28 protein-coding genes are annotated in these 24,521 nt (G+C 47.2%); 17 read left to right on the top strand and 11 right to left on the bottom strand.

Annotated elements, in window-relative coordinates; all coding sequences use genetic code 11:
• Window positions 1-283: 283 nt before the first annotated feature.
• Window positions 284-1,597 (bottom strand): hypothetical protein, encoded by a 1,314-nt coding sequence (locus ITJ88_RS08240; RefSeq protein WP_195865309.1) that lies wholly within the window; start codon window positions 1,595-1,597, stop codon window positions 284-286.
• A 399-nt stretch (window positions 1,598-1,996) separates the two neighbouring features.
• On the opposite strand from ITJ88_RS08240, the gene ITJ88_RS08235 reads away from it, so the two are divergent.
• Together ITJ88_RS08235 and ITJ88_RS08230 are read left to right on the top strand one after the other, a co-directional pair.
• On the top strand, window positions 1,997-2,650 hold the full coding sequence (locus ITJ88_RS08235; RefSeq protein WP_195865308.1) for a hypothetical protein: 654 nt from the start codon (window positions 1,997-1,999) through the stop codon (window positions 2,648-2,650).
• A 39-nt stretch (window positions 2,651-2,689) separates the two neighbouring features.
• Window positions 2,690-3,538 carry an SMI1/KNR4 family protein gene (locus ITJ88_RS08230; protein WP_195865307.1) on the top strand — a complete coding sequence of 283 codons (849 nt, stop codon included), beginning with the start codon at window positions 2,690-2,692 and terminating at the stop codon, window positions 3,536-3,538.
• Between the two features lie 57 nt (window positions 3,539-3,595).
• Here the strand turns inward: ITJ88_RS08230 and ITJ88_RS08225 are convergent, their stop codons facing one another.
• Both ITJ88_RS08225 and ITJ88_RS08220 read right to left on the bottom strand, forming a co-directional pair.
• Complete coding sequence (locus ITJ88_RS08225) at window positions 3,596-3,784, bottom strand: hypothetical protein (protein WP_029341400.1); 189 nt, start codon at window positions 3,782-3,784, stop codon at window positions 3,596-3,598.
• Window positions 3,785-3,869: 85 nt separating this feature from the next.
• Entirely contained in the window at window positions 3,870-4,790 is a 921-nt protein-coding gene (locus ITJ88_RS08220) for a tetratricopeptide repeat protein (protein WP_230088641.1), read from the bottom strand.
• Window positions 4,791-4,897: 107 nt separating this feature from the next.
• Here ITJ88_RS08220 and ITJ88_RS08215 point away from each other — a divergent pair, with 107 nt between their 5' ends.
• The 6 genes from ITJ88_RS08215 to ITJ88_RS08190 all read left to right on the top strand — a co-directional run bounded on the left by ITJ88_RS08215 (window position 4,898) and on the right by ITJ88_RS08190 (window position 8,176).
• Window positions 4,898-6,226, top strand: a complete 1,329-nt coding sequence (locus ITJ88_RS08215; RefSeq protein WP_195865305.1) for a M20/M25/M40 family metallo-hydrolase — start codon at window positions 4,898-4,900, stop codon at window positions 6,224-6,226.
• A gap of 46 nt (window positions 6,227-6,272) precedes the next feature.
• Window positions 6,273-6,563: a hypothetical protein gene (locus tag ITJ88_RS08210; RefSeq protein ID WP_195865304.1), complete on the top strand. Its 291-nt coding sequence runs from the start codon at window positions 6,273-6,275 to the stop codon at window positions 6,561-6,563.
• A 25-nt stretch (window positions 6,564-6,588) separates the two neighbouring features.
• Window positions 6,589-7,089 (top strand): GNAT family N-acetyltransferase, encoded by a 501-nt coding sequence (locus tag ITJ88_RS08205; protein WP_195865303.1) that lies wholly within the window; start codon window positions 6,589-6,591, stop codon window positions 7,087-7,089.
• A 19-nt stretch (window positions 7,090-7,108) separates the two neighbouring features.
• Complete coding sequence (locus ITJ88_RS08200) at window positions 7,109-7,333, top strand: hypothetical protein (protein WP_174316164.1); 225 nt, start codon at window positions 7,109-7,111, stop codon at window positions 7,331-7,333.
• 74 nt (window positions 7,334-7,407) lie between these two features.
• Window positions 7,408-7,626, top strand: coding sequence for a hypothetical protein (locus ITJ88_RS08195; RefSeq protein WP_195865302.1), 219 nt, complete (start codon window positions 7,408-7,410; stop codon window positions 7,624-7,626).
• A 73-nt stretch (window positions 7,627-7,699) separates the two neighbouring features.
• A complete protein-coding gene (locus ITJ88_RS08190; protein WP_058265298.1) occupies window positions 7,700-8,176 on the top strand; it encodes a glutathione peroxidase in 477 nt (158 codons plus the stop codon).
• 78 nt (window positions 8,177-8,254) lie between these two features.
• Here ITJ88_RS08190 and ITJ88_RS08185 read toward each other — a convergent pair whose 3' ends face one another.
• Window positions 8,255-8,716, bottom strand: a complete 462-nt coding sequence (locus tag ITJ88_RS08185; protein ID WP_195865301.1) for a hypothetical protein — start codon at window positions 8,714-8,716, stop codon at window positions 8,255-8,257.
• Window positions 8,717-8,719: 3 nt separating this feature from the next.
• Window positions 8,720-9,631: an EamA family transporter gene (locus ITJ88_RS08180; protein ID WP_195865300.1), complete on the bottom strand. Its 912-nt coding sequence runs from the start codon at window positions 9,629-9,631 to the stop codon at window positions 8,720-8,722.
• Between the two features lie 156 nt (window positions 9,632-9,787).
• On the opposite strand from ITJ88_RS08180, the gene ITJ88_RS08175 reads away from it, so the two are divergent.
• From ITJ88_RS08175 to ITJ88_RS08140, 8 genes are all read left to right on the top strand, one after another.
• Window positions 9,788-10,741, top strand: coding sequence for an SMI1/KNR4 family protein (locus tag ITJ88_RS08175; RefSeq protein WP_230088631.1), 954 nt, complete (start codon window positions 9,788-9,790; stop codon window positions 10,739-10,741).
• Window positions 10,742-11,169: 428 nt separating this feature from the next.
• Window positions 11,170-12,723 carry a lysine--tRNA ligase gene (gene lysS, locus ITJ88_RS08170; protein WP_195865299.1) on the top strand — a complete coding sequence of 518 codons (1,554 nt, stop codon included), beginning with the start codon at window positions 11,170-11,172 and terminating at the stop codon, window positions 12,721-12,723.
• Between the two features lie 120 nt (window positions 12,724-12,843).
• Window positions 12,844-13,728: an N-acetylmuramic acid 6-phosphate etherase gene (murQ, locus tag ITJ88_RS08165; protein ID WP_195865298.1), complete on the top strand. Its 885-nt coding sequence runs from the start codon at window positions 12,844-12,846 to the stop codon at window positions 13,726-13,728.
• 12 nt (window positions 13,729-13,740) lie between these two features.
• A complete protein-coding gene (locus ITJ88_RS08160) occupies window positions 13,741-15,114 on the top strand; it encodes a PTS transporter subunit EIIC (RefSeq protein WP_195865297.1) in 1,374 nt (457 codons plus the stop codon).
• A gap of 82 nt (window positions 15,115-15,196) precedes the next feature.
• Window positions 15,197-16,243: a DUF871 domain-containing protein gene (locus ITJ88_RS08155; RefSeq protein WP_195865296.1), complete on the top strand. Its 1,047-nt coding sequence runs from the start codon at window positions 15,197-15,199 to the stop codon at window positions 16,241-16,243.
• Window positions 16,240-16,767 carry a general stress protein gene (locus ITJ88_RS08150; RefSeq protein WP_195865295.1) on the top strand — a complete coding sequence of 176 codons (528 nt, stop codon included), beginning with the start codon at window positions 16,240-16,242 and terminating at the stop codon, window positions 16,765-16,767. Before ITJ88_RS08155 ends, ITJ88_RS08150 begins: the two co-directional genes overlap by 4 nt.
• A 123-nt stretch (window positions 16,768-16,890) precedes the next feature.
• Window positions 16,891-17,604 (top strand): N-acetylmuramoyl-L-alanine amidase, encoded by a 714-nt coding sequence (locus ITJ88_RS08145; RefSeq protein WP_370567776.1) that lies wholly within the window; start codon window positions 16,891-16,893, stop codon window positions 17,602-17,604.
• Between the two features lie 41 nt (window positions 17,605-17,645).
• Window positions 17,646-18,212, top strand: a complete 567-nt coding sequence (locus ITJ88_RS08140) for a DUF1349 domain-containing protein (RefSeq protein WP_195865294.1) — start codon at window positions 17,646-17,648, stop codon at window positions 18,210-18,212.
• Window positions 18,213-18,495: 283 nt separating this feature from the next.
• Here the strand turns inward: ITJ88_RS08140 and ITJ88_RS08135 are convergent, their stop codons facing one another.
• Window positions 18,496-19,602 carry a citrate synthase/methylcitrate synthase gene (locus ITJ88_RS08135; RefSeq protein WP_195865293.1) on the bottom strand — a complete coding sequence of 369 codons (1,107 nt, stop codon included), beginning with the start codon at window positions 19,600-19,602 and terminating at the stop codon, window positions 18,496-18,498.
• Between the two features lie 165 nt (window positions 19,603-19,767).
• Here ITJ88_RS08135 and ITJ88_RS08130 point away from each other — a divergent pair, with 165 nt between their 5' ends.
• Window positions 19,768-20,034 carry a hypothetical protein gene (locus ITJ88_RS08130; protein ID WP_195865292.1) on the top strand — a complete coding sequence of 89 codons (267 nt, stop codon included), beginning with the start codon at window positions 19,768-19,770 and terminating at the stop codon, window positions 20,032-20,034.
• Between the two features lie 35 nt (window positions 20,035-20,069).
• On the opposite strand, the gene ITJ88_RS08125 is transcribed toward ITJ88_RS08130, so the two are convergent.
• From ITJ88_RS08125 to ITJ88_RS08105, 5 genes are all read right to left on the bottom strand, one after another.
• Window positions 20,070-20,849: an HAD-IIB family hydrolase gene (locus tag ITJ88_RS08125; RefSeq protein WP_195865291.1), complete on the bottom strand. Its 780-nt coding sequence runs from the start codon at window positions 20,847-20,849 to the stop codon at window positions 20,070-20,072.
• 124 nt (window positions 20,850-20,973) lie between these two features.
• Entirely contained in the window at window positions 20,974-21,669 is a 696-nt protein-coding gene (locus ITJ88_RS08120) for a dihydropteridine reductase (RefSeq protein ID WP_195865290.1), read from the bottom strand.
• A 28-nt stretch (window positions 21,670-21,697) separates the two neighbouring features.
• Window positions 21,698-22,450: an iron ABC transporter ATP-binding protein gene (locus ITJ88_RS08115; RefSeq protein WP_064300081.1), complete on the bottom strand. Its 753-nt coding sequence runs from the start codon at window positions 22,448-22,450 to the stop codon at window positions 21,698-21,700.
• Window positions 22,447-23,511 (bottom strand): iron chelate uptake ABC transporter family permease subunit, encoded by a 1,065-nt coding sequence (locus ITJ88_RS08110; protein WP_195865289.1) that lies wholly within the window; start codon window positions 23,509-23,511, stop codon window positions 22,447-22,449. Before ITJ88_RS08110 ends, ITJ88_RS08115 begins: the two co-directional genes overlap by 4 nt.
• Window positions 23,508-24,503: an ABC transporter permease gene (locus ITJ88_RS08105; protein WP_195865540.1), complete on the bottom strand. Its 996-nt coding sequence runs from the start codon at window positions 24,501-24,503 to the stop codon at window positions 23,508-23,510. Before ITJ88_RS08105 ends, ITJ88_RS08110 begins: the two co-directional genes overlap by 4 nt.
• Window positions 24,504-24,521: the final 18 nt, after the last annotated feature.

Raw genomic sequence — 24,521 nt, 5'->3', positions numbered from 1 at the left:
TGTCACGAGCCGCTCGGTTGAGCGGTTTTTTTGTTGTCTATTAATGTCGCGAGTTTATTGTCGGTAATTCATGTAACGTGTGAATTACATGCGTATACATATTCATCGTCGTTTTATCAGTAGCATGACTGAGTATTTCTTTAATGATCTTTGGGATTGAGCCAGCCTTTCGACGCTAGTTCGGTATTTGTAGATTTTTATAATTAAACTTTCATCTCTTACGTACATACGTTCTATTCATGTAAATAAGAAAAGGCACTAGAGTGCCTTCCGTGTGCTATGTTCACGAACCTTCTTCATCTGCATGACTCATAAAATATTTAGAGTATGCTTCGATGTTCGGTTGAGTTAGTCGTTTCATGCTAGCGAGCGTATTTCTAATATCACTTGCTAGTTTCTCAGCATCGGGGTAATCATGTTTATCGATGCTATAAAATTGCTGTTGAAGTTCTAAATAAAGGTAATTCAATTCCGTTTGATTAGTAACTAGTTGTTGAGTAGTATTTTTGAGTTCTGGAGGGGAAGCCGTTTGCTGCATCGTCATGATTTCTTTCCCAGTCGCATCGATCATCGACTTTAATTCGAACAGGCTAGAGGACAAAGGTGCGACTACTTTTTCTTTGTCTGTTCCGATAGATGCATTCAAATCATCAATCTTGAACATCATTTGATCGAATCCTGGAGAGATATTAAAAATAGCTGATAACAATGTACCGGTATCGTACGACGATTCAGCTACTTCATCTTCTGCCTTAGCATCTTCCGTTGTTGATTCTTTAGTGACTGGTTCCGCCACAATAGGTTCTTTGTCTTCCACAGAATCGGGCTGCTCCACTACGTCATTCGTCGCGTCGATGTTCATGTCATATCGAGTGCCATCCATGTTTTTGAAGTTGATTGGAGAATTCAACTTTTTAATCATGTCTTTTTTTAGACTGTTAAACAGTCCGAGGTGAATCCAGTAGCCGCTCGCTTTTTGAAAGTAGCGTTCCGTGTCCATTAATACCATGTCTGAAAAGTTATCGAGATTCATTTGATTGAGTTTATCGCGGGTGTAATAAGATTTAAGCACGGTTTCCATTTTTTCATTTCCGTTATCATCGGTCATGACGGTAGGACGCTCGAATGCAAATAGATCAAAGCTTTTGTTTTTATATAGTTGTTTCGTCAATCGAATAGAGTCGAGAGCGTACGAATCCAAAAGTGTGTTCTCACTCCAGAATCCTGAATCTTTGTAAGTCACAATTAATGTTTTGTTTCTGACTTTAGCGCCTTTGATGTCTTCGCTATATTTCTTCAGTTCGCTACTAATCGTCTCTGGTGTCGCATGTTCGAGATCTGCTTTGACTTCCGGTTTCTTCTTCTCTTTCATGTCTTCTGCCTTTACTTCTTTCTTCACTTCCGGCGGTTTGTCATTCTGCGCGCTGTAGATGCTACCGAACATGCCGACGATGAGTACACCGAATATAGCGAACAGCGTACCTTTTCCTCCCATTCCAGATGGTTTCCGGTTCAAACGCCTTCTTTCTTCCAATGTATACCCTCCTTTATCAGTTCTTTTAATACCTATATTGTCATTTATGTTTTTAATTTCCATATTAATTCTAACTCAAAATGGTTTATTATACGACATGGATTTAAGCGATGGGATAACTATCTTCGTATCGAACAACCGTATACTTAACGTATATAAATATTGAAATGCAGTTACTGCATTAATTTCCAATTGTTATAGTTTCTGTCGAAAAGGTCTTATGCTTAAGTTACATTTGGTATTCGCGTGACCGGTGTTGCACAATCATTACATAGTTTTTAAGAACCTCTCTAGATTAAATTAGGACAATATAAAAAATACCTTTTAAATGACATAATTAAAAAGTACAAGTTTTGAAGGGGTATTTAAGTCGCGCAAATAACATTTTTGAGTAGGATGATATGAACAGTAAGCAAAAGATAAACATTGATGATGTACCTATACGTACTAAAGGAGATAAGCATGACAAAAATCTGGATTGAGGAATATGCAGTGACGGGTGATTTAGGTCGTCTGTTCGGTCACTTTTTAGATATGGACGAGTCAATTAAAACGGCATATTTAATTAGTCCGTCAGAGGGAGACGAATGTGTTACACCGACGAAGAAAATTTTGTTTGAGTTTTTAGAGCATCGAAATGATTTTCCACTGTATCTGTATTTTTTAGATGAATATGTATTAAGAGAACGACATCAGCAGTTCTTTCAGCAACAGGATATTGACTATACCATTCAAACGGTTTATCCAAGTCGAAAATATCATTTAGATCCGCTTGTTTATTTTACAGTTGAATTAAAGAACAAGGAGGCACTCATTCGCGTCATTCGCGAGACGTACTGGTTAGCAGAAGAGAATGTTTTCTATGTGATTTCGAATTACGATAATTTAAAATTTACGTTTGAGGAAAGGCAACATTGGGGTTTCCAGCAATATCTACCGATTGCTTCATTTGATCGAACTCCTCCATCGGTGCTTATCAAGCCTGGTCATGACGGATGTGGTTTTTTCATATGTTCAAGCGATCGATCGGTGAATTCGTTAGAAAACGTCATTCGGAGTATGCCGGAAGAAATCATCACATATCAAGTCAATGATGAACTATATGAACTTGAGTAATGAAGAGTAAATTCACTCTTCAGCTATCGGAGGTGCTGCATGAAACCAGCCATCAAACAGATCAATCCATCGTCTAAACGCCCGGGTGTATCACTAATCGATCTAAAGCGTGCAGAAAAAATCCTCGGTGTAAAATTCCCGACGGATTACATTTCACTCATGCAGGAATCAAATGGTGCAGCCTTTCATGACTGGCAACTCTATTCGATACCTACTGAATCGAGTCATTCTGAAGTCGAAGATATCATCCACCATCACATAAATCGTCCAGATGATTTACCGAAGGATATGATCTGCTTTGGTGAACATTTAGATGGGAGACGGTTGTGCTACCGGATTCGACGTCGTTTTTTACAAGAGCTCGTCTTCACGTGGCATCCTAAAAAGGGGCTTGAAAAATATTGTGCCTCTTCACTCAACGAATGGGTAGAATCCGAAATGTTACGTGATCGGGCTAATAAAAAGATTACCCTGGGTACTTTTAGTGTTAGTAGTCATCGACTGCTCGTGACGGATTCGAATGAAAAAGATGTAGCATCGATTGTCTTGGAGCAAGTGAAGTCTGGCGCATGGACGGCTTCCGTTACATATGATTCAGATGGAACGGTTCGTTTACTTACAGTATACGAAGGTGTCGATCAGCCGACGGGCAGATGGACGCGCTCGCATGAGATTGCGATTGATTCGGGATTTTTACTGATTGGTGATGATGTTGCGTTTCGTGAAGAGGAACTAGCCGAGGAACTCTTTTTCGGTCAACAGGACGTCCATTTGTTTCAAGCGGGTATCATGACCGAGTCTGGACATGGAGACGGCATTTATCATCTGAAAGTAAAGAAAAATCGAGATAAACAAATCATCGGAGTACGAATCAATTTCATGGAGTAGCAATTGAAAGACTGGTCAAAGGAATGCTCCTTCGACCGGTCTTTTTGCGATATGTAGTTATTTGATATTGTCGATGGCGTTGCCGTCCTGATCGACTTGAGTAGAAAGTCCTGTCCAGCCACGACCCTTTGTCTCTAGCCAGCTGGTGAATTCGACGAGAAATTCCTCGTGCGGTACATGGCCACCATCTTTTTTGACGACGACATACCCATCAAGCTTTACATATGACTCCTTCAGTGATTCCATGTGTAATCTCCTCCTAAGTAGCGGATGCGAAAGTAAGAGTATAGCGCTCAAAACACTCATTTACAAATGATATCCATTTATCTTTCTAGTTCAACAAATGATCCGCTCGACATAAGACGGTCACCTTCACATCATCAGCGACAGAAAAGCCATTCAAACGCGTGCCATCATTCATGCGAAGCGGTGTCGTTTGGACGATGTCCTGGAAGAAAAATAGGTCACTTCGTAAACGACGGAGAAGCTGACGGACATGATCGTAAGTTATCGCTTGACCACTCAATTCCGTCAATCGATCGGCTAGCGCAGGATACGTCGACGTCGTGTTCGTCATAATCACGAAGAGTGTCAAGAAACCGTTCGGATTCAGTAAGATAGTTTGATTTTTCCACTCGACGAAGGTTCCCTCTGAACTGCTTCGTAAGACGATTTCTTGATCGTCAGCTTGATATTCTTGAAACGAACGTTCATTGATTAACGTCTCCGTTCCGTCTTGAATTTTTCGATAATAAAGACGATCAAACAGGTGCTCATCTTCAACGAGTAATTCGTTTCGATATTTGTTGAGTCGTGCCGCTTCGTCCGGATGCTCCTCGTGTTCTCGGTATTCGAGTTCAGCAAGTGATTCGCGCGCTAGGTAGATGCTGCAGTTGACGACGAAGATATGCGTCAGTGTCGTCTGGATGTCGCTTAGACCAGCGTCGACCGTACCGTCGAGCGCTCGGCTGAAGTGACGTATCGCTTCCGCGTACTGGCGTTTGATATAAAGAATATAGCCGAGACGATAATTCGCAAGCGGGTGGTTCGGGCGAAATTTAAGTGCCATAGTCAATGCGCGACGCGCTGCGTCATAATCCGGCGTCTCCGAAAATTTCGAGTACTCCGCTTGGCGGACATACAGATTCGTCAGTTCGTCTTCTAAATGTCTTCTTTCATCTCGATCCGTCGTTTCCCGAATGGTGCGGTGTAGTTCTTGCGCTCGTGCATAACTCGTTATCATTCCGGTCATCCTTTCTGTCTCTTTTCTTTCATCATAGGGCGGACCAACGTGTGTGACAAGCTGTCACAGTGGTGTTGCTACTCTATAGGTACCAACACTAAAGGAGTCGATGTGAGATGAGAAACGAAAGCAAATGGATCCGATATGGCATTTTAAGCGGGGAAGTCATCAAAGAACCAACATGGTCAGCTTGTGTACAAGATGTCGTGCACCGAGCGGGTCAACAAGAAGCGACGGATGAAGAGATCCTCGATTGGATCGAGCAAGCAAAACAGCGTCATGCACCACTTGACGATCATGGGATGGAAGCATTGTTTGATCCAAGAAGACAGGCGTTACCCTATCACCTGTTTGACGGGTATGTCCGAGGCGTCGTTAGTATGATGAACGAACTTGGGATTTTGACAAGTTCCTGTTGTGACGGTCACGGTAAACGAGCTGCTCGGGTATATACGCAGGATTTGCTGACGAACCAGCAACGGTATTTGCTTCGTTTAGCGGCAGATGCGGTTCCAGGGTTAACTGTGTCCTTACAGAATCGGTGGATTCAATTTGAAGTGAGAGACCAACGTTCGCTGTTGCTGGATTTGGCGGAAGTCTTATATCGCATCAAACAAGACGCGTCAACGATACAAGAGCTGGAATTGCAACGCTTCAGAAAGCGTCTGCTAAGATGGCTCGCTATTCCTGGACAAAGCAGAAGGGAACAGATGGTTCGCAGTCGCGTACAACAGGCAGTCCGCCGGTTTGCTAACGATTCTTTTGTCGATGAAAAAGGGAACCTGCTCGTGACCTACCATCAAGGGAAAGGACCGGTCATTTTATTATCGGCACATCTCGATACCGTCGAACGTATCGATTCGTACCGGACGCTGTTTCAGGAAGGAACAATCTTAACGAGCTCAAACGGGATTCTTGGGGCAGATGATCGAGCGGGCATCGCTGCGATTCTTGAACTCATGGAACGCATCCCAGCGACTGACTTCCGCGGAACGATCAAGCTCGCATTTTCAGTCGAAGAGGAAATCGGTTGTCGTGGAGCAGAAGCGATGGACGCGTCCTTTTTAGAGGACGTCGACGCAGCAATCGTCTTTGATCGCCGTGGTACACGCGACATCGTTACAGGATGTCACGGTGAGTTTGATTTTTGTGAGACGGCTTTTGGCGCATGTTTTGAGCAAGCCGGTCTGTTGAGTGATATGCCAGATTGGCGAATGACACGGTACGGGGGGAGCAGTGATGCGAAACTATTCGCGCTACGAGCTATTCCAGCTGTCAACTTGTCCGTCGGCTATCTGCATGAGCATACGGATTTTGAACAGGTTGATTTTGCAGCGACGCTCGAAACCGTCCGTTTGGTCGAAACGTTACTCCATCATCGGCTGCTCGAGCGTTATTTCGCTGAGCGGACAGAAAATCCAACTCTAGGCGGATATACCGAGTAATGGATTCCAAATATAGTAAAAAGGAGAGGTGAGAGGAGACAATACGATGTGGATCATACTGGGTTTACTGGCGATTGGATTTACGGCACTCAATATTATCTTTTATGTGATCGGTAAGGACTATCGTTTCCTGATGGTGCTCGGACTCAGTTTTACGGCACTGACTTTGTGCGCCGAATACCGACTCGTTGCGGAATTCGTGGCGCGGGAGGATTGGGCAGCGTTACAGGACGTCGTACCGGGCATGGAACGGGCACTGTGGGTATTGACGTTCATCTCGATCGGATTAAATGTATTGCCGCTACTGTTAGACTACCGAAAGAATCGATCGCGTTGACGAACCGAAGAGGAGCTGAATCCTGATGAGCTATACATTTTCACCGCTGACGCAACGACAGGCGGAACAGATTGCCTACGAGTGGCAATATGACGGGGCGTTTGCATTTTATGATATGCCGAATGACGAAGAAGATTTAGCAGAATTTCTCGATCCAGCAAAGCGGACGGAACATTATTTTGCTGTGTTGGATCGGGAAGAATTGATTGGTTATTATGTATTTGAACCAAACGCAGACGTCGTTGACGTCGGGCTTGGCATGCGACCAGACTTGACGGGCCGAGGAAATGGAGTGGCATTTTTAGAAGCCGGTCTTTCGTTCATCATGGACCGATATGCACCTAAACAAATTGAATTAGTTGTCGCGACATTCAACGAGCGGGCGATTCGCCTGTATACGAAAAGTGGCTTCCTTCCCGTCGAACGCTTCCAACAGGCGACGAATGGTGGAAGCTATGAATTTTTGAAGATGCGTTTACAACCCATCAACTCGACGGAACCTTTTCCAAACTCTATAAGTAGATAACAGAAAAGGAGATGATGTCATGGCACGCTGTACGAATTGTCAGTATAAGTTCAGCACAAAAGAAGTGCTCGCTGTCAGTGTTGCGATACATGGGAAAGGCAAGACGTGTCCGAACTGTGGCGTGAAACAATACATGTCGCGGAAGTCACAATTTTATCTATCACTCGGGAATATCAGTCTCTTGTTCGTCCTGTTCTTGCCGTTTCTGATTCGGTTGAGCGACCGGGAAGAATCGATGAGGTAAGATGTCGGTTACCTTTAATTTCATGAAACTTTTTCCTGAATCCACCAGTAGATAAGGAAGAAGGAGATGATCAGATGGTACGTTGTACGAATTGCCAGTATAAGTTCAGCACAAAAGAAGTGCTCGCTGTCGGATTGGCGAAACATGGGAAAGCGTGTCCGAACTGCGGCGTGAAGCAATACATTTCAAAAGACTCGCAACATTACTTATCGCTCGGATACGTCAGTCTCTTGTTCGTCTTGATCCTACCGTTCGTCATCAAACTGAGCGACAAAGAAGAGACGATCTGGTAAAGCATTACGCGCATGCCTGAAAACGACAGGGTGCGCGTTTTGTCTTATACTCGGGGCAAAGGAGCTGGGAAACATGCAAACCGTATACGATGCAACCGTACAAAACGCAGCAGGCGAGACTGTTTCATTAGGTGACTATGCGGGGCGTGTTCTCGTGATCGTCAACACGGCAAGCAAATGTGGGCTCGTCAAACAACTTGGCGAACTACAGGCATTGTACGATAAATATGACGAGCAAGGAGTCACGGTGCTTGGCTTTCCGTGCGATCAATTCAATCAGCAGGAGTTCGCGAGTCAGGAAGAGACGATGCAGTTCTGTCAGCTGAACTATGGCGTGACGTTTCCGATGTTTCAGAAAATCGACGTCAATGGACCAAATGAACATCCGCTTTATACATTCCTAAAACGCGAACGCTCCGGTCTGCTGTCGTCGAAGATTAAATGGAACTATACGAAGTTTTTAATCGATCGCCAAGGTCGTGTCGTACAGCGGTTCAGTCCGGTCGATTCCGTCCAGTCGGTTGAGAAAACCTTATCCTTGTATCTATAATCATAGTAACCGTCCGGCGCGAGCCGTTGGGCGGGACGAACGAATACCCTACCTTTGGCTAGGTAGGGCTTTTTTATGTCATTCAACGCTAAACGAATCAAAGGAATGCTTGACGATTGCATCGCTGCGCTTGTGTCCGAGGTCGGTCAGGACCGGTGGACGGGGAGACAAGACATGAAAATCCTGCTCGAACGCACGAAGCCAGTAATGAACCCAGTCTTTTGTAGGATCGAGTCCCATCATTTCACGTGCGAACGTCAGCAGCTTTGAATCGGTCAGCGTCAGAAGTGGAATCGGGTTGATCTCGACATCTTCTTTTAGTTCATAGAGGTCCGGTGAACGAAGCAGAATCGCATCTGCCTCGAAGGTCAATCGGAAGTAATTACAGCTGTAGTCGCCGACGATGACCATCGTCTCCTCCGTATGCCCACGAAAATGAAAGATCAATCGGTTACCATTTGCGACATCCATCAAGAACTGATTGAGTCCGATGTGATAATCTTCGCGAAATTGTAGTTTCTCAAGCGTGATTTCTTGCATGATTTAGCCCCCAGTCCGAGTTTGTCGTTCTTCTGTCAAAACGGTTTGGCGCGCTGCTAGGCGAGACGAACCGATCAATAAGGCGATTCCGAGTAACAATAACGAGATTCCGAACCAGGCCGTACCATTTAACTGTTCACCGAGGACGAACACACCAAGCAAGGCGGCAGTCAGCGGCTCACCGAGCGAGAGCGTGACGGCAGTCGACGATGGTACGTTCGATAGTCCTTTCGCGAATAACCAGTAAGCGATTCCGGTCGCAACGACGCCCAGATGGAGGCTGATTCCGGCACCACGTGACGTGAACAACCAGGAGAGATCGAATAAGAAGAGCAGAGGTGACAACAGTAAGGCGCTCGTCGTGAAAATGACGGCAACGACTGACAGCGGCGAATGCGTCTTGACGAGGTCTCGACTGACGAACGTGTACCCGGCAAACGATAGTCCGGCACCGAGTGCAAGGACGATCCCGATTGGATCAATCGCGACCGTTCCTTGATTGTTCAAAAGCAACAGACAGCCGGTGATCGATAGTCCGGTCGATGCCCACCACAGCAACGCTGGACGTTTCTTTAGGAACAGCCACTCGATACACCCGGAAAAGATCGGTGCGCTACCGATTGCGACGACGGTACCGACGGCGACACCGGTCATCAATACAGCGGAGAAGAACAGCGGTTGGTAGCCCGCCATGCTGACGGCAGCGAGTAAAATCGTCCGCACCGGCCAGTCGCGTAACGTCAGCGTTCCTTTGAAGAGAACGAGACAGAGTAAGAACAGTCCACCGACAGCCAGACGAACGGCACCAATCGCAATCGGGTGTGCATCTTCTGGCGCAAAGGCTTGTGAGGTCCCCGTCGTGCCCCAAAAGATCGCAGCGAGTAATATGAGCAACATCGATGATGATTTAGACATGAGTCACCTCTTCGAATGCAATTTTTTAAAATGATATTAGAACGAGAATACCACAGAACGAATAGGATGGAATACACCAAATAATTGAAAAAATGGTATGGTGTATAGGGTGAAGTCGTATCATTCACGAATACGAAAATGAAAAGGATGGGACCGATGAAAGAAATGAACCAAATCGAAGCGGTACTTGACGTCTTATCACAAAAAATCAATCACGGGTCGACCTTCATTCAGCGACGATACGATACAGGAGTCGCTCAATTCAATTTAAATGATCCGGTGACGGAACAGGCGATTCAGTCATTTGAAAAACAGTTCAAGCTAACGTTACCAAGTGAATATAAGACATTCCTTCGTTTACATGACGGAGCGGAGTTGTTCATGATCCAAGGTCTCGGTATCGAACTGTATCCGCTTGAAAAAGTCATTGAAATGACGATCCAGGCTAAAGAGGACGACCTGATCCATGAAGACTATGATCACTTCTTGATGATTGGCGAAATGAACGAAGGATATGTCTTGATCCAGACGGGAGATGCAAAGACGGATGAGACACCGTATATGCACTGGATGTTTCATGAGTTATCGACAGAGGAGACTGACCCGATTGGACAGAACTTCGGCACGTTCCTCGAGTATGCGATCATTTCGCAAGGCGATATGTTCTGGGAGTTCAAGGACTTCTCGATTGCAACGAATGATTATTATGTAGAGGACTACAATTCCGAAGAAGAAGTGAGCAAACCTCGACCAATCCGCTTCGTCGACTCGGTTCGCGTTGAAATCGAGTATCCGATTGCGAAAAGGGATGCGTATTTCTCGGTTAAGATTTTCGAAGGGAAACAAGAGAAAGAACGTCTTGGCAGTAGCTACGACTCGGATTCGCGCTTTGAACAAGTGATGCAATCGGTTCGAGAATATCTAATGGCAGAGCGATTCCAGTATTCGTCGATCATGGTCTTTCAAACGGAACATCGGTTTTGGCAGAACGAGGACGAGACAGGTAATCCGTTGATTCGTAACCATAATCCGCAACGTCAAGGACTGAGCTTTGATGGATATCGTGCCTTCGTTGAGGAACCACCACGACCACTTCCAGGGTGGGAATGATACAATCACTGTTTGAATTCGATGATTTTCACCATCGAAACTCAAAATAAAGTTTTATCTTGTATCCCCTCATCTTTCAAAAAAGAATTGACAATGAACTGGATGAATCTGTATGCTAATCAAAATTACATAATCAAGGCGATGACGAGAAGAGTAGGAAGAAATTGACGGTGCCAAGCGAGTCCGAGATGGTGAGAGCGGATGACCGGGTTTCTCTCTGAAAAAAGCCTCCGAGCTTCGTACGGATTCCGATATGGATGATGCTACGATGGGTTCTCCCATTATCGAGAGCATGTATGATTGTACATGTGAAGGTTCGTCTGGTGACAGGCGGACGAACAAAGGTGGTACCACGGGAAGCTGATTCTCGTCCTTTAGGCAACTAACGGGCGAAAATCAGCTTTTTGTCTACTACTGGAGGAATCATCATGCATTGGGCAGAACACATTGCAAGAACCATCATCGAGCGTCAGCCAGATAAAGAGACATACGTCTGTGCTGCCGGGATCAGTCCATCAGGTCCCGTTCATATCGGCAATTTCCGGGAAGTCGTCACGACGTACTTCGTTGCGCGTGCGCTGCGAGACCTCGGTAAAGACGTCCGCTTTTTGTTTTCGTGGGACGATTACGATCGCTTCCGCAAAGTACCCGCGGATGTCGATCAAGCATTTACTCGATACATCGGGATGCCTTATAACGCCGTTCCGGCACCGGATCAATCCGACATGAGTTACGCGACGTACTTTGAACAGCAATTCGAAACGATGCTGACAGCATTCGAGATTACACCAGACTACCGTTATCAACACGAAGCCTATACGTCTGGCATTTATGCTGAACAAATCATCCACGCGTTTCGCCATCGTCACGCGATTTATGACATCTTGATCGACCATAAGACAGCGGCAGGATCCGATGATGAGCGAGCAGCGTTTTACCCGGCGACCGTCTATTGTGCTGCTTGTGGAACCGACGCGACTACCATCGATGCGTTCGATGAAGCTGAAGCCACGTACCATTACAGCTGTCGATGTGGTCATATGGCAACGGTCGATATGTGGACGGAACATCGGATGAAATTGAACTGGAAAGTCGATTGGGCGATGCGCTGGGCACATGAAGGCGTCGATTTCGAGCCGGGTGGAAAGGATCATTCGGCAGCAAACGGAAGTTACACGGTTTCGTCCCGGATTGCGCAAGAAATTTTCCAACAGCCGGCACCGCTCTATCTCCCGTATGAATTCATTCGTCTAAAAGGGGAGTCGAAAAAAATGTCGAGTTCAAGTGGTGGTGTCTTGACTCCGCAAGATCTACTCGCCGTCTATCCACCGAGCATTCTTCTGTTCTTATTTGCGAAACATCGTCCGAATCACGCCTTTCATATCGGGATCGATGAAGATGTGTTACGCAATTACAGTGAGTTCGAGCGATTTGTCGCACACTCATCGCGTCAATCCGAAGACATTCAGCAAAGTCTGCGTTGGAGTCATCGTGGAACTGCTCATCTTGTTTCGTTTACGCAGTTGACGATGATTGGTCCGATGGTTGGTTTTGACCCTGATTTGATTGAAAATGTGTTTTGCGCGAGCGTTCCGCCTCAACAGATTGACCGTGCTCGTACTTTCGTTACGCAATGGTGTCCGGAGCGGGAACTTCATATCAGTTCTGTTCCGAATTATGAACTACATGCGCAACTGACGGGAACGGAACAGGACTGGATCCAACAATTCGTCGTTGCTCTCCGATCGGATGAAGACATCCTCTCTGCCTTTTACCGTTTGACACGGCAAGCTGAAAAAAAGGAGACGCTTCGCCTGCAGAAACACTATGCGACGCTACTCTATCAACTGACGATCAATCAATCCTACGGACCACGCATCCCGTTACTCGTCGCGACGATTGGTCGGGAGCGAATGTCTGCGTTACTGGACTTTGCGAATGAGGAAATTACGACAAGCAGGAAATCAAGAGACCGAGCCTGAAAAAGAAGAACAAAACCTTATTTTTATATATCGAAATTTAATTTCAAAATTAAATAAATAATATTGAATTAAAATTTCTTAATTGTATAATAAAGGGAGGGAAGAGAAAGGGTGAAGCAGATGTTAGATCAATTAGCAACGGAACGTCGAAATGAACGGACGATGCAACTCGATGAGATGACTGTCGAGGATGTCTTACGGGTGATGAACGCTGAGGATCAAACGGTCGCGACGGTCATTCGGGAACAAATTCCTGTCATCGCGGAAGTTGTCAAACATGTCATTGCATCATTCAATAACGGAGGACGCTTGATTTACATCGGTGCCGGTACGAGCGGGCGGCTCGGGATTCTTGACGCGGCAGAATGTGTACCGACGTTCGGGGTCTCACCAGACATGGTCGTCGGTTTGATTGCTGGCGGCGAACGCGCGTTAATCAAGGCGGTCGAGGGAGCAGAAGATAGTCGGACGCTTGCCGTCGACGATTTGAAAGCGCTCCAGCTAGAAGCACGTGATACGGTCATCGGGATCGCAGCAAGCGGGCGGACACCGTATGTCATCGGTGGGCTTGATTACGCGAAGGAAGTCGGAGCGGTGACGGCAGCGATTTCTTGCAACACGGATGCGGTCATCAGTGGGCACGCGCGTTATGCGATCGAAGTCGAAACAGGTCCGGAAGTCTTGACGGGGTCAACAAGACTAAAGGCTGGAACGGCACAAAAGCTCGTCTTGAACATGGTTTCGACAGCGGCGATGATCGGTGTCGGCAAGGTCTATCAAAACCTGATGGTCGACGTCCAGTCAACGAACGAAAAACTGGAGATCCGGGCGAAGCGAATGATTTGTGAGGCAACAGGAGTTGATGCCGTAACGGCGGAGCGTGTCTTTAGTGAAGCGAACGGGCACGTCAAGACGGCGATCGTCATGATTCTCGCGAATGTTCCGCATGCGAAAGCCGTCGAACGATTACAGCAAGCGAACGGATTTGTCCGAGACGCACTCTAAGGGGGAAACACGATGAAGAAGGAAGAAGTGCTGGCACACGCGATTCTCGAGCACGTCGGTGGAAAAGATAATCTCCGGCAGCTTGCGCACTGTATGACGCGGGTTCGTTTATCGTTAAAGGATCCGACGAAAGCAGACATCGATGCGTTAAAGCGGATTGATGGGGTCATGGGGGTCATCGATGACGAGACGTTACAAATCGTCGTCGGTCCGGGAACGGTCAATCGGGTAGCGGATCACTTAAGTCGCGAAACAGGACTCGCAATCGGGGAAGAGTCCGTTGATCCGAACTTGACGCCAGAAGAACGAGCCGCCGTCGAACGGCAAAAAGTAAAAGCAAAACAACAGTCTCCGTTCAAACGCTTCTTGCGCCGAATCGGGAACATCTTCATCCCGCTTATTCCGGGTCTTGTTGCTTCCGGTATCATCAACGGTGGTGCGAACTTCGCAAAAAATGCGGGTGTCGATGCAACACAGACATGGATGCAGATTTTACTCTTGATCGGTGGGACGGTCTTTGCATATCTCGCAATCCTTGTCGGTTGGAATACGGCGAAGGAGTTCGGCGGCACGCCGGTGCTCGGGGCGATTGCCGGTGGGATTCTATTCAACCCCGTGCTTGCGGACATCACGATTTACGGGGAACCGCTCGTTCCAGGCAGGGGCGGCTTGTTTGGTGTCATCTTCGCTGCGTGGTTGATGACGTATCTTGAGAAACACATCCGTCGCTTCATGTTCGCATCGATCGATATCATCTTTACGCCACTGTTTACGGTGCTGATTGTCGGATTTGCCTCGCTCTATGCGATCATGCCGGTTGCTGGACTGTTGTCAGACGGTATCATGAAAGCAATCAATGCCGTGCTTGAGGTCGGTGGACCACTCGCCGGAGCCGTGCTGGCTGGCTTCTTCCTACCACTCGTCATGGTTGGTCTTCATCATGGATTGACACCAATCCATCTCGAGTTCTTGAACACGATTGGCAACACACCACTCTTACCGATTCTTGCAATGGCAGGAGCGGGTCAAGTCGGGGCGGCAATGGCGATTTTCGTCAAGACGCGCAATCCGCGCCTGCGTAACATCATTAAAGGTGCGATTCCGGTCGGTTTCCTTGGAATCGGTGAACCGCTGTTATACGGTGTTACGTTGCCGCTCGGTCGTCCGTTCGTAACGGCATGTCTCGGCGCAGCAGTCGGTGGTGCCTTCCAAGCAACAATGAAGACGACGGCGCTTGGAGTCGGCGTATCCGGTTTGTCATTAACACCGTTGATCGACGACGGAATGTATTTGACGTACATCGGTGGTCTCGTCATCTCGTACGCGGCAGGATTCCTGTTCACGTATTGGTTCGGTTTCAAAGAAGAGATGGCAGACGGTATTTAAGGTGTTGACCAGCAGTTGAATCCTTCTCAAAAGAAGGAATCAGCTGCTTTTTCTCTAAGTAGAGAAGAGAAGGAGTGAGTCGATGAAAGGATTATCAATCTATTTAAGTGAACCGATCACAGACGAGACGAGCGAGTGGCTACAGCGGATGCGCGCTGTTGGCTTTACGTCGCTCTTTACATCGCTACATATTCCCGAGGACGATTCTTCACTGTACGTCGAACGTTTGCAAGCGCTCGGTCGCTTAGCACGTGAGCTCGGATTCGAACTCGTGGCGGACATCGCACCAGCGTCGCTCGCGACGCTCGGCAAGACATGGGAGACGGCAGCGACGTTAACGGACTGGGGCGTGACTGGACTGCGTCTTGATTACGGCATCAGTCCGCAGCAAATCGCGACGTTATCGAAACAGATGATGGTCGCACTGAACGCCAGTACGTTAACAGCAGACGAATTGACGGAGATGAAGGCACAGGGTCTGCGAATCGATCAAACGGAAGCGTGGCATAATTTTTATCCGCGACCGGAAACGGGACTCAACCGGACATGGTTTGACGAAAAGAATGCCTGGTTGCAGACGCAAGGATTACGGGTCCAAGCGTTCATACCGGGTGACGGAATACTTCGTGGACCGTTGTTTGAAACGTTACCGACACTTGAAGAACACCGGCATGCGGCACCGTTCGCCAGTTATATCGACTTACAATCGACCGTTGACCGGATTCTTGTCGGAGATCCACGATTATCGGAGGCAACGATTCGGCAATTCGAAGCAGAGCAAGACGGAATTATCGTACTGCGGGCACTCGCGAACGGACAGCAAGCACAACGGGAGACGGAAACGAATCGGTTTGATCCAGCGCGGGATGTCATTCGATCCGTCGAGTCGCGAATGAAGCCGTCGACGATCGATCTAACACCGCAAGATCCGTCTGCCCGTCCGCTTGGAACGATCACGATCGATAATGAAAAATATGGACGATACGCGGGTGAGGTTCAAATCACGAAACGTAATTTGTCGGCAGATGAGCGAGTCAACGTCATCGGACGCGTGATTGAGGCTGATCAACCATTGATCGCACGACTTGGTCCAGGAAGTAAGTTCCGTATCGAATGGGTGAGGCCATGAAGCAGCTCGTTGCGGAACGACTCGCCTATCTGTACCGAGGGGAGCTGTTCACGGTCGTCACGATTTTACCGCTGAGTTGGTTTGGTAATCGTGTCTTTCCACGACTGCAGTTATTTGAACTCAGTGCCTTTTGGATGTCACTGTTTTTGTTTGAGCTGTTGTTGATTCAAGGAGCTTGGTATTGGTACAGCAAGTCAAGGCGTCTGAAGAAGGAAGGAACGTCAGTCACCCCGGAACCCGTCGTCCGACGATTACGTCTCTGTCGTGTCATCAATCTGGCTTTGATCGTCCTGACAGCGTGTGCGTTCGGAATCGATTGGATGCGTTTCCGATCTGAGCTTCCCGTCTCCGGAACACAACTTGCCTTGTTATTATATGTATTCGCAATTCTTGAATATATCAATTATTTCCATATCCAACTTATGTACGATAACCGGTCAGATGTGCAATACTTAATACGGAACAAACGTTTGAAACGATCAGCATTGAATAAGGATATGCAACGACTTCGTCAAGTAGTCTAAGGGTTCATAGAAAATAGGAGGGATTGTATGCTCGATATGCTCATTCGTGGCTATCGAAAGTTACGGAAGCTAAGAGGACGTTAATAAGTTTTGCAAAATGGATGGTATGGAGTGTGATGAAAAGTGAAACGAATTGGTTTACTCATCATGTTAAGTCTATTGATTGGAAGTGCGATGCCACTCGATGGACAGGCGAAATCGACGTCAAAGAAGGAAACGATTTGTATTGATCCAGGTCATCAAAAAAAGCAAAACTTAGCAAAAGAACCGGTCGCTCCACGTTCGAAGGTCATGAAAGTGAAAGTGAGCGCGGGGACGAGCGGAGTAAAGACGAAAATTCCAGAGTATAAACTGAATTTACAAGTCGGATTGAAATTAAAAGCTGCATTAGTGAAAAAGGGATATCAGGTACATATGACGCGAACGACACATGATGTCAACATCAGTAATGCAGAGCGTGCAAAATATTGTAATGCGAAGAAAGCTGCCTTAACCGTTCGGATTCATGCAGACGGAAACACGGATCGAAAGGTAGAAGGAATCTCCGTCTTATATCCAGATGATCAAGTGACGAAGGCGATCAATAAGACGAGTAAAAAACAAGCAACCATCATGTTGAAGCACTTGATTGAATCGACGAAGGCGAAAAAGAGTTACGGAACTGGACTTGTTCCACGAAAAGATCTGACGGGTTTCAATTGGTCGAAGACTCCTGTTGTGTTGATTGAAATGGGCTTCATGTCAAATCCAACAGAAGATCAAAAATTAGCATCTGACAGTTATCAAAAAAAGCTCGTGAACGGGATGGTAAAAGGGATCGATGCGTCGCTAAAATAAAGGTTCAATCAATCATCAATGATTAAAAAGGGGAGAATTCGATGAAGAATACAAGTTGGTTAAACCCACCGACACGTATCGAACAGGAAACACCATTACGTTTCATGACGGATCCGGATACGGATTTTTGGCGCAATACCCATTATCAGTTTAACCGTCTGACAGGCCATGCGTTGTTACAGGATGCACCGGAAGGGGAGTTCAAGTGCCGGATTGAAGTAAAGTTAAATCCGAATGCGACATATGATCAGGCGGGGATTTTGCTTTATGTGAACGATGATCACTGGGTGAAAGTGTCGGCTGAATTCATTCCGGATGGCCCATCGCATCTGGGTGCCGTCGTGACGAGCTTCGGGTACTCGGACTGGTCGTGCCGGGATGTCGACAATACGCTGTTTGATGCACCGCTTGTCTTTGAACTCCACTATCTCAATCAAGATGTCACGTTGTATCACGTAACAGGAGAACACAAAGAGCAACTCCGGATCGCACACTTACATGACGTGACCGATTTGAAGATTGGACCGTATGCGTGTAGCCCGGATGTAGAAGCGGCAGGGTGTGAAGTGGAAGTACTAGATTTCTCATTAGAAACTATCGTTAAATAAAACGCCATAGCAAATGGGGCTGACTCAAAAGTCAGTCTCTACAAAGATAAGGATGGCAGAATGATGATCTGCCATCCTTATCTCGTAACAAAAAGAATGACGCGTCACACGCCACTCCTACAGGAACAAGCGCATTTATGCGCTGTCAGAGACGAACAAGACCCGCTTTCCTGCTTCAACGGAGCAGGAAAACTGGCTTGTGTCTCGCCTGAGGAAAGGGCGTGAAAAGACGCGTCATTCTTTTTTGAGTCAGCCTCATTTTTTGATTGTAACTAGAGACTAATCAAAACTTAGCTGCGTGTTCCGGCATCTGTCCTGTATAGGACGATTGTGGTCTGAAGATCCGGTTGTCTTGCGATTGTTCGAGGATGTGTGCCGTCCAGCCGATGATACGGCTAGAGGTGAACGTCGGTGTGAACAGTTCTTTCGGAATGTCGAGTCCTTTTAAGACGGCTGCCGCGAAGAATTCAACGTTCGTATACAGTTTTCTACCCGGTTTGTATTCCTCGAGTAAATCGATTGCTGTTTGCTCCATTTGTGTAATCAGGTTGAACCAATCGCTCTCTTGCGCGAGATCTTTTGAGACGACTTTTAAGGCTTCTGAACGCGGATCGCGTGTTTTGTAGACGCGGTGACCAAAGCCCATCAGTTTTTCGCCTTTCTCTAACTTGTTCCGGATCCACGGTTCGATATTGTCGATCGTTCCGATCTCATCAATCATCTCAATGACTTCTGACGGAGCACCACCATGAAGCGGTCCTTTCATGGAACCAATCGCGGCACAGACGCCAGAGATCATTTCCGATTCCGTCGAGACGACGACACGAGAAGCGAACGTTGAAGCATTCATGCCGTGTTCAATCGTTAGGATCAGATACGCCGTCAGCGCTTTGATCTCAACTTCACTCGGCAATTGTCCTTTGATCATATAGATGTAATTCGCGACGTGATCAAGTTCCGGATTCGGTTCGATGAAGTCAGCACCTTGATTTTTTTGATATTTATAGGCGATGATTGTTGGTAAGAGTGCTGTTATGTGCATCGCTTGATCAATTGTCGGTGGCCAAGCGAAAGCGGGTGTACCAAGTGCCGAGATTGCTGTTCGCATCGTACTCATGACATCCATCTCGTTCGGCAATGTATCGAGAATCGTCTTAACGTAAGAAGGAAGTTCACGGTAGCTCGTCATCTGTTCTTTGAACGTCAAAAGTTCCGATTCAGTCGGGAATTCACCATTCCAGATGAAATACGCCACTTCTTCGAATGAATAGGATAATGCGAGTTCCTTTGCCCAGTGTCCGCGATAGATAAGGTGACCTAACGTTCCATCGACTAAACCGATTTGTGTTTCAGCGGCAATGACGCCTTCGAGTCCTTTTTTGTATTCCATCTTCAACACTCCTTTTCTAATATCTACTGTCAGTATGACTTACAACGATACCAAATCACCAGTTATTTGAATGCGTTTCCAAAATTATTCTGTGAAGCGCTATAATTAGAGGGCATTCTGTTTCATGAAACAAACCAAATTTATAGCAGCCATGAAGGAGTACATATGAATAAAGCAATGATCATTCGCTTAATGGGATTTTTCTTTGTGTTACATGTCTTTTTAATGATCGATATTTTCTTTTCCGTGAGTCGAACGATTCTTGAGCCGCTTGCATTAGTCGTTGCTTCATTGACCATGTTCATTCCTGTGAAACGGCTCAAGCCACTAGAGGAACAAACGCTGTCGGTTTTTAAATCGAGTATCGCTGTCCTGGTAGGAATGCTCTTGATGAGCGGATTATTCTTACCCATCGTATTCCTCTTCGGATGAGTAACTATTGATCCGAAAATTTCACCAGGCGTTATTTAGGAATACGACGTGGAATAGACGTATTTTTGGCTTAGATGCCTGATTTGTTCGACTATGTGAGATTCTAAAGGACTGGTGGAGTCAATGGTGTGATCTGCGTAAAAACGGAGTGATTTATGGCTTCCGATCATGACCGCATACTGTGCTCCTTTGAATAGCTCGATATCATTCGCGTCATTCCCAAAAGCAATGTATCCCTCGTTCTCGATACCGAGTGTTTGTAAAGCAGTCCGTTTATTGATGCTGGTCGGACTAATGTCCAATACTTGTTCCGATCCATGATAATGAACAACGACATCCATTCGAAGTAGCTCGTTTTCTAAGGATTTCAGATTATTGGCACTCAAAATAAGTATTTTTATGATTCGATCATGGTGAGCTAGCGGAACGTTTTGTGCCGTCTTAGCCGGATCTAGATTGTTCAGGATAGGATGGTCTTGTGGTCCATTATATGTATAATTCCAGTCACTATCGATTAAATATGTGGCTTTATGCTTGTCGAGTAATCCCGTAATAAGGGAAAGCTCACGATCGTCGAACGATTTGGACTGAACGATTGTTTGTTCCGATGCGACCAACGATCCGTTTCCGCCGATTAAGATATGGTCGTGGAATGAAGGATGAATGACGGGTAGCATGTCACGGATAGGACGTGCTGAAGCAAAAATCACACGGTGTCCGTCGTCCTCGACTGCATGAAGCGCCTGTACGATGTCTTGAGACATCGGTTTTCCTTTAAAACAGATTGTGCCGTCGAGATCAAATACAAAATTCATAAGCAACCCTCCGAAAGTCAGTTGATGCACTTATCATAACAAATATTTACAGATAACATACCAATTCTTTATTTTGAGAAAACAAAAAGACTCCAGTCAATGCTGAAGTCTAATCATTGGTACCTTATGCTAAAAACGTATCTCGCTGGTCCTGACGTTTATCAATCATGATCTGTGCTGCCGGAATGTTAGCAGCCTGCAACACGTCAATTGTGTCTCGAAGAAACTCATCACTGCCAACGATGTAGAACAACCCTTCCTTATCCTCTGTCATCGCTTTGACAGCATCGTAGTAAGCAGCGCGACTCTCGACATAAGCCGGGCTAAACTGCTCGTGCGAAGGAAGCTGAGTTTTGAATAGTTCAGTACGCGCAGAATCGACGTTTAACGAGTGCATGTGCGGAATGCCTCTTCTGTCAGCCTGATATTGCAGGATGATCGGACGAAACGTTGCCAAACCGACGCCGGCTGACAGTAAGTACACCGTACGATTTTCCCGACGTAGTGGAATGTTCGAATGCGTCTTAAACAAAGCAATCTTCTCACCCATTTTCAGCTGCCGAAGTGTCTCCTTAAAGACGGAACATTCTGGTTTAATCCGCGTCGTGATGCCGATCGTTTCTTCATGAGGGAGCGTCGAGATCGACATGTGCCGAATCAGACTGCGGTTCGGCTTTTCGCCTGCATTAAACCCTTCTAGCGCGATATGCGTATGGGCGCCCTCTTCCCAAACGAAACCATCTGGACGTTTCAAGTGAAACGTGTAAGTGTGTTCGCCTTCTTGCGTTACCTGTTCTAGTGGTAGCCAATCGATCTGCATCATTCATTCCTCATTTCTATATAAAGTATCAATAGACAGCAATCGGACCGTATGGACCTTCGATGATCTCAAGGTGAGTCTCGAAGATCTCGGATAATAGCGCTTCATCCATGACTTCGGCGACCGTTCCGAAGGCGGCGATTTGTCCGTCCTTCATCGCACAAATGTGGTCTGCGTATTTCGCAGCAAAATTGATATCGTGCAAGACGGTAATGATCGTCCGTCCGAACGTATCAGCGACGTGTCGCAGGTAACCCATCATCTGGACCGAGCGGGCGATATCAAGATTATTGAGGGGTTCGTCGAGTAGAATGTATTCCGTTTCCTGACAGAGTACCATCGCGACATATGCCCGTTGCCGCTGTCCGCCCGATAATTCGTCGAGGTAGCGGTTCTCAAGCGATGTCAACTCGAGAAAATCGATGTATTTCGAGATGATCGTCTCATCGTCAGCCGTCAAGCGACCTTTTGAGTAGGGGAAACGTCCGAAGCCGACGAGCTGGCGGACCGTCAGCCGGGTCACGAAATGATTTTCCTGTCGCAGGATGGTGATGATCTTCGCCAAGTCTTTCGATTTGCTACTCGTGACATCCATACCAGCGACTTCGATCTGTCCGGCATCGAGATCAAGCAAACGACCGATCATCATCAACGTCGTCGACTTACCGGCACCGTTTGGACCGATCAACGCCGTGAATCCGCCTTTAGGAATCGTTAAGTCGATTGGACCGATTCGGACCTCATCCGTATACGATTTTTTAACTTGTTCAAGTGATATCATAGAGACCTCTTTCTAAGCAACACGATAAGGAATATCAGTCCGCCGAACAGTTCAATGATGACGGAGACGACGCTTGGCGTGTTGAAAATGTGATACATGAAGAAATAGGCAGTCGTCAAAACGAAGAAACCAATTGCGAATGCCATCGGGAAGACGTATTTATGATCGTACGTCGCAGCGACCTGATAACTGAGTGTCGCCACTAAAAAGCCGAAGAACGTCAACGGTCCAATCAATGCCGTCGACATCGACATCAGGAGTGAAATCAGAATCAAGAAGTAGATGACACTGCCACGATGATTGACGCCGAACGATGTCGCGACCTCTTTACCGAGTGCGACGACGTTGAGTCGTCTTGACGAGAAGTAGAGCAACAGACCAACGATGAGGACGACCGGAATGACAATCGGGAAGTAAGATGCGTCGGCATTCGTGACCGAACCGAATAATCGTGCTTGTAAGATATCGAATTCGGACGGTGCAAGCATCTTTCGCATGAATGACGACAGCGAGTTCAGACCCGTGCCGAGAATGATCCCGACGAGCAACATCAGCTGCAGGTTCGCGTATTTTCCGGACAACAACCATCCGTATAATAAGAGGCTCATCGCGAGCATGATCGCGACCTGTGTCAAAAAGGCGCTCGTGCCGGTAAAGCCGACGAGTGCTCCCGCACCGAAGAAAAAGATCATCGATGTCTGGATCGTCGAGTAGAGAGCATCAAAACCAAGCAGGGATGGTGTGATGATCCGGTTGCTCGTGACCGAATGAAAGGCGACGGTCGCGAGACTTTGGCAAATTGCCGCAATCGCCATCGTGATGACTGCGGTGATCCGGCGTTCGACGACCGGCCAAAAGGACGGAGAATCAAACGGAACCGGATTGTTGTAGAGCAAGAGACCAATCGTACTGAGCACTCCGCCGCTGAGGAACAGAATGAGGAGAATCCAGTAGCGGCGCTCGAGTCGTTTCGACTGAAACGCAGACGCTCGGCGATTGGTTTCACGTGTAACGCTCGGTTGAATTCGTGTATGTTCTTGTTGTCTAATCGCGGTACTCATCTGACACCTCCAGTCTTCCGTCGACGTAACAGAATGATGATGAAGACGGCTGCCCCGACCGTTCCGAGAATCAACGAGACCGGTAGCTCAAACGGACGGATGATCGTGCGTGAAATCAAATCACTGATTAGAATCGTCGCCATCCCAATCAGACAGACCCACGGCAGATTACTACGGAGATCGTCACCGCGAAACATCGAGACGATGTTCGGAACGATCAAGCCAAGGAAGGGCAGATTGCCGATGACGGTCGCGACGACACCGACGGATAGGGCAATCAGCCCGGTCGCGATCAGCATCAATCGATTGTAGTTGACGCCAAGACTCGTCGCAATGTCTTCACCGAGTCCGACGAGCGTCAAGCGACTCGCGAGAAAGAAGATACAGACCGTGACACCGATGATGATCCAGAGGTATTCGTAGCGACCGATCTGGACGGACGCGAACGAGCCGACGAACCAGCCTTCGATCGCTTGGCTGGCACGGAAGAACAACCCGAGGAACGTCGAAATAGCGGAGATGACGGCTCCGAGCATCAGTCCGATGATTGGAACAATCAACGATGATCGCAATCGGACTGAACGGAGAAACCAGAAGAAGACCATCGTTCCGATGAACGCAAAAAGAATAGCACCGCTCATCCGCATCATCAATGACGGTGCCGGAACGAGTAAGTAGACGGCTAACAGTCCGAGTCCCGCCCATTCGATCGTTCCTGTCGTCGTCGGTTCAACGAGGCGGTTTTGCGTGATCAGTTGCATGACGAGTCCAGCCATCGCCATCGCAGCACCGGTCAGCATCAAGGCAAGTGTCCGTGGAACACGTGTGATCCAGAACATATCAAAATCGTTCGCGGCACTCCGTAGTTCGTAGACACCCGTGAAGAGAGACGCCGTCGCGAGCGCTAAGACGAGACATAAGGTCAAGACGAACGGCTTCGTCCAAACGACAGAAAAGGAAGGTCGAGCGGGTGGCTCAACACTTCCATTCATTTGTTGCTGTGCGTGTGC

Origin of the sequence: Exiguobacterium abrahamii (genome assembly GCF_015645365.1) — a bacterium.
Taxonomy (GTDB): Bacteria; Bacillota; Bacilli; order Exiguobacteriales; family Exiguobacteriaceae; genus Exiguobacterium_A; species Exiguobacterium_A abrahamii.
The sequence above is the reverse complement of the archived record's forward strand: the minus strand, read 5'-3'. Positions and strand labels throughout refer to the sequence as shown.

Coding starts and splice junctions, on each gene's coding strand:
- ITJ88_RS08240 (WP_195865309.1), bottom strand. CDS start 1,597: ATGGAAATTAAAAACATAAATGACAATATAGGTATTAAAAGAACTGAT.
- ITJ88_RS08235 (WP_195865308.1), top strand. CDS start 1,997: ATGACAAAAATCTGGATTGAGGAATATGCAGTGACGGGTGATTTAGGT.
- ITJ88_RS08230 (WP_195865307.1), top strand. CDS start 2,690: ATGAAACCAGCCATCAAACAGATCAATCCATCGTCTAAACGCCCGGGT.
- ITJ88_RS08225 (WP_029341400.1), bottom strand. CDS start 3,784: ATGGAATCACTGAAGGAGTCATATGTAAAGCTTGATGGGTATGTCGTC.
- ITJ88_RS08220 (WP_230088641.1), bottom strand. CDS start 4,790: ATGACCGGAATGATAACGAGTTATGCACGAGCGCAAGAACTACACCGC.
- ITJ88_RS08215 (WP_195865305.1), top strand. CDS start 4,898: ATGAGAAACGAAAGCAAATGGATCCGATATGGCATTTTAAGCGGGGAA.
- ITJ88_RS08210 (WP_195865304.1), top strand. CDS start 6,273: ATGTGGATCATACTGGGTTTACTGGCGATTGGATTTACGGCACTCAAT.
- ITJ88_RS08205 (WP_195865303.1), top strand. CDS start 6,589: ATGAGCTATACATTTTCACCGCTGACGCAACGACAGGCGGAACAGATT.
- ITJ88_RS08200 (WP_174316164.1), top strand. CDS start 7,109: ATGGCACGCTGTACGAATTGTCAGTATAAGTTCAGCACAAAAGAAGTG.
- ITJ88_RS08195 (WP_195865302.1), top strand. CDS start 7,408: ATGGTACGTTGTACGAATTGCCAGTATAAGTTCAGCACAAAAGAAGTG.
- ITJ88_RS08190 (WP_058265298.1), top strand. CDS start 7,700: ATGCAAACCGTATACGATGCAACCGTACAAAACGCAGCAGGCGAGACT.
- ITJ88_RS08185 (WP_195865301.1), bottom strand. CDS start 8,716: ATGCAAGAAATCACGCTTGAGAAACTACAATTTCGCGAAGATTATCAC.
- ITJ88_RS08180 (WP_195865300.1), bottom strand. CDS start 9,631: ATGTCTAAATCATCATCGATGTTGCTCATATTACTCGCTGCGATCTTT.
- ITJ88_RS08175 (WP_230088631.1), top strand. CDS start 9,788: ATGAAAGAAATGAACCAAATCGAAGCGGTACTTGACGTCTTATCACAA.
- lysS (WP_195865299.1), top strand. CDS start 11,170: ATGCATTGGGCAGAACACATTGCAAGAACCATCATCGAGCGTCAGCCA.
- murQ (WP_195865298.1), top strand. CDS start 12,844: ATGTTAGATCAATTAGCAACGGAACGTCGAAATGAACGGACGATGCAA.
- ITJ88_RS08160 (WP_195865297.1), top strand. CDS start 13,741: ATGAAGAAGGAAGAAGTGCTGGCACACGCGATTCTCGAGCACGTCGGT.
- ITJ88_RS08155 (WP_195865296.1), top strand. CDS start 15,197: ATGAAAGGATTATCAATCTATTTAAGTGAACCGATCACAGACGAGACG.
- ITJ88_RS08150 (WP_195865295.1), top strand. CDS start 16,240: ATGAAGCAGCTCGTTGCGGAACGACTCGCCTATCTGTACCGAGGGGAG.
- ITJ88_RS08140 (WP_195865294.1), top strand. CDS start 17,646: ATGAAGAATACAAGTTGGTTAAACCCACCGACACGTATCGAACAGGAA.
- ITJ88_RS08135 (WP_195865293.1), bottom strand. CDS start 19,602: ATGGAATACAAAAAAGGACTCGAAGGCGTCATTGCCGCTGAAACACAA.
- ITJ88_RS08130 (WP_195865292.1), top strand. CDS start 19,768: ATGAATAAAGCAATGATCATTCGCTTAATGGGATTTTTCTTTGTGTTA.
- ITJ88_RS08125 (WP_195865291.1), bottom strand. CDS start 20,849: ATGAATTTTGTATTTGATCTCGACGGCACAATCTGTTTTAAAGGAAAA.
- ITJ88_RS08120 (WP_195865290.1), bottom strand. CDS start 21,669: ATGCAGATCGATTGGCTACCACTAGAACAGGTAACGCAAGAAGGCGAA.
- ITJ88_RS08115 (WP_064300081.1), bottom strand. CDS start 22,450: ATGATATCACTTGAACAAGTTAAAAAATCGTATACGGATGAGGTCCGA.
- ITJ88_RS08110 (WP_195865289.1), bottom strand. CDS start 23,511: ATGAGTACCGCGATTAGACAACAAGAACATACACGAATTCAACCGAGC.
- ITJ88_RS08105 (WP_195865540.1), bottom strand. CDS start 24,503: ATGAATGGAAGTGTTGAGCCACCCGCTCGACCTTCCTTTTCTGTCGTT.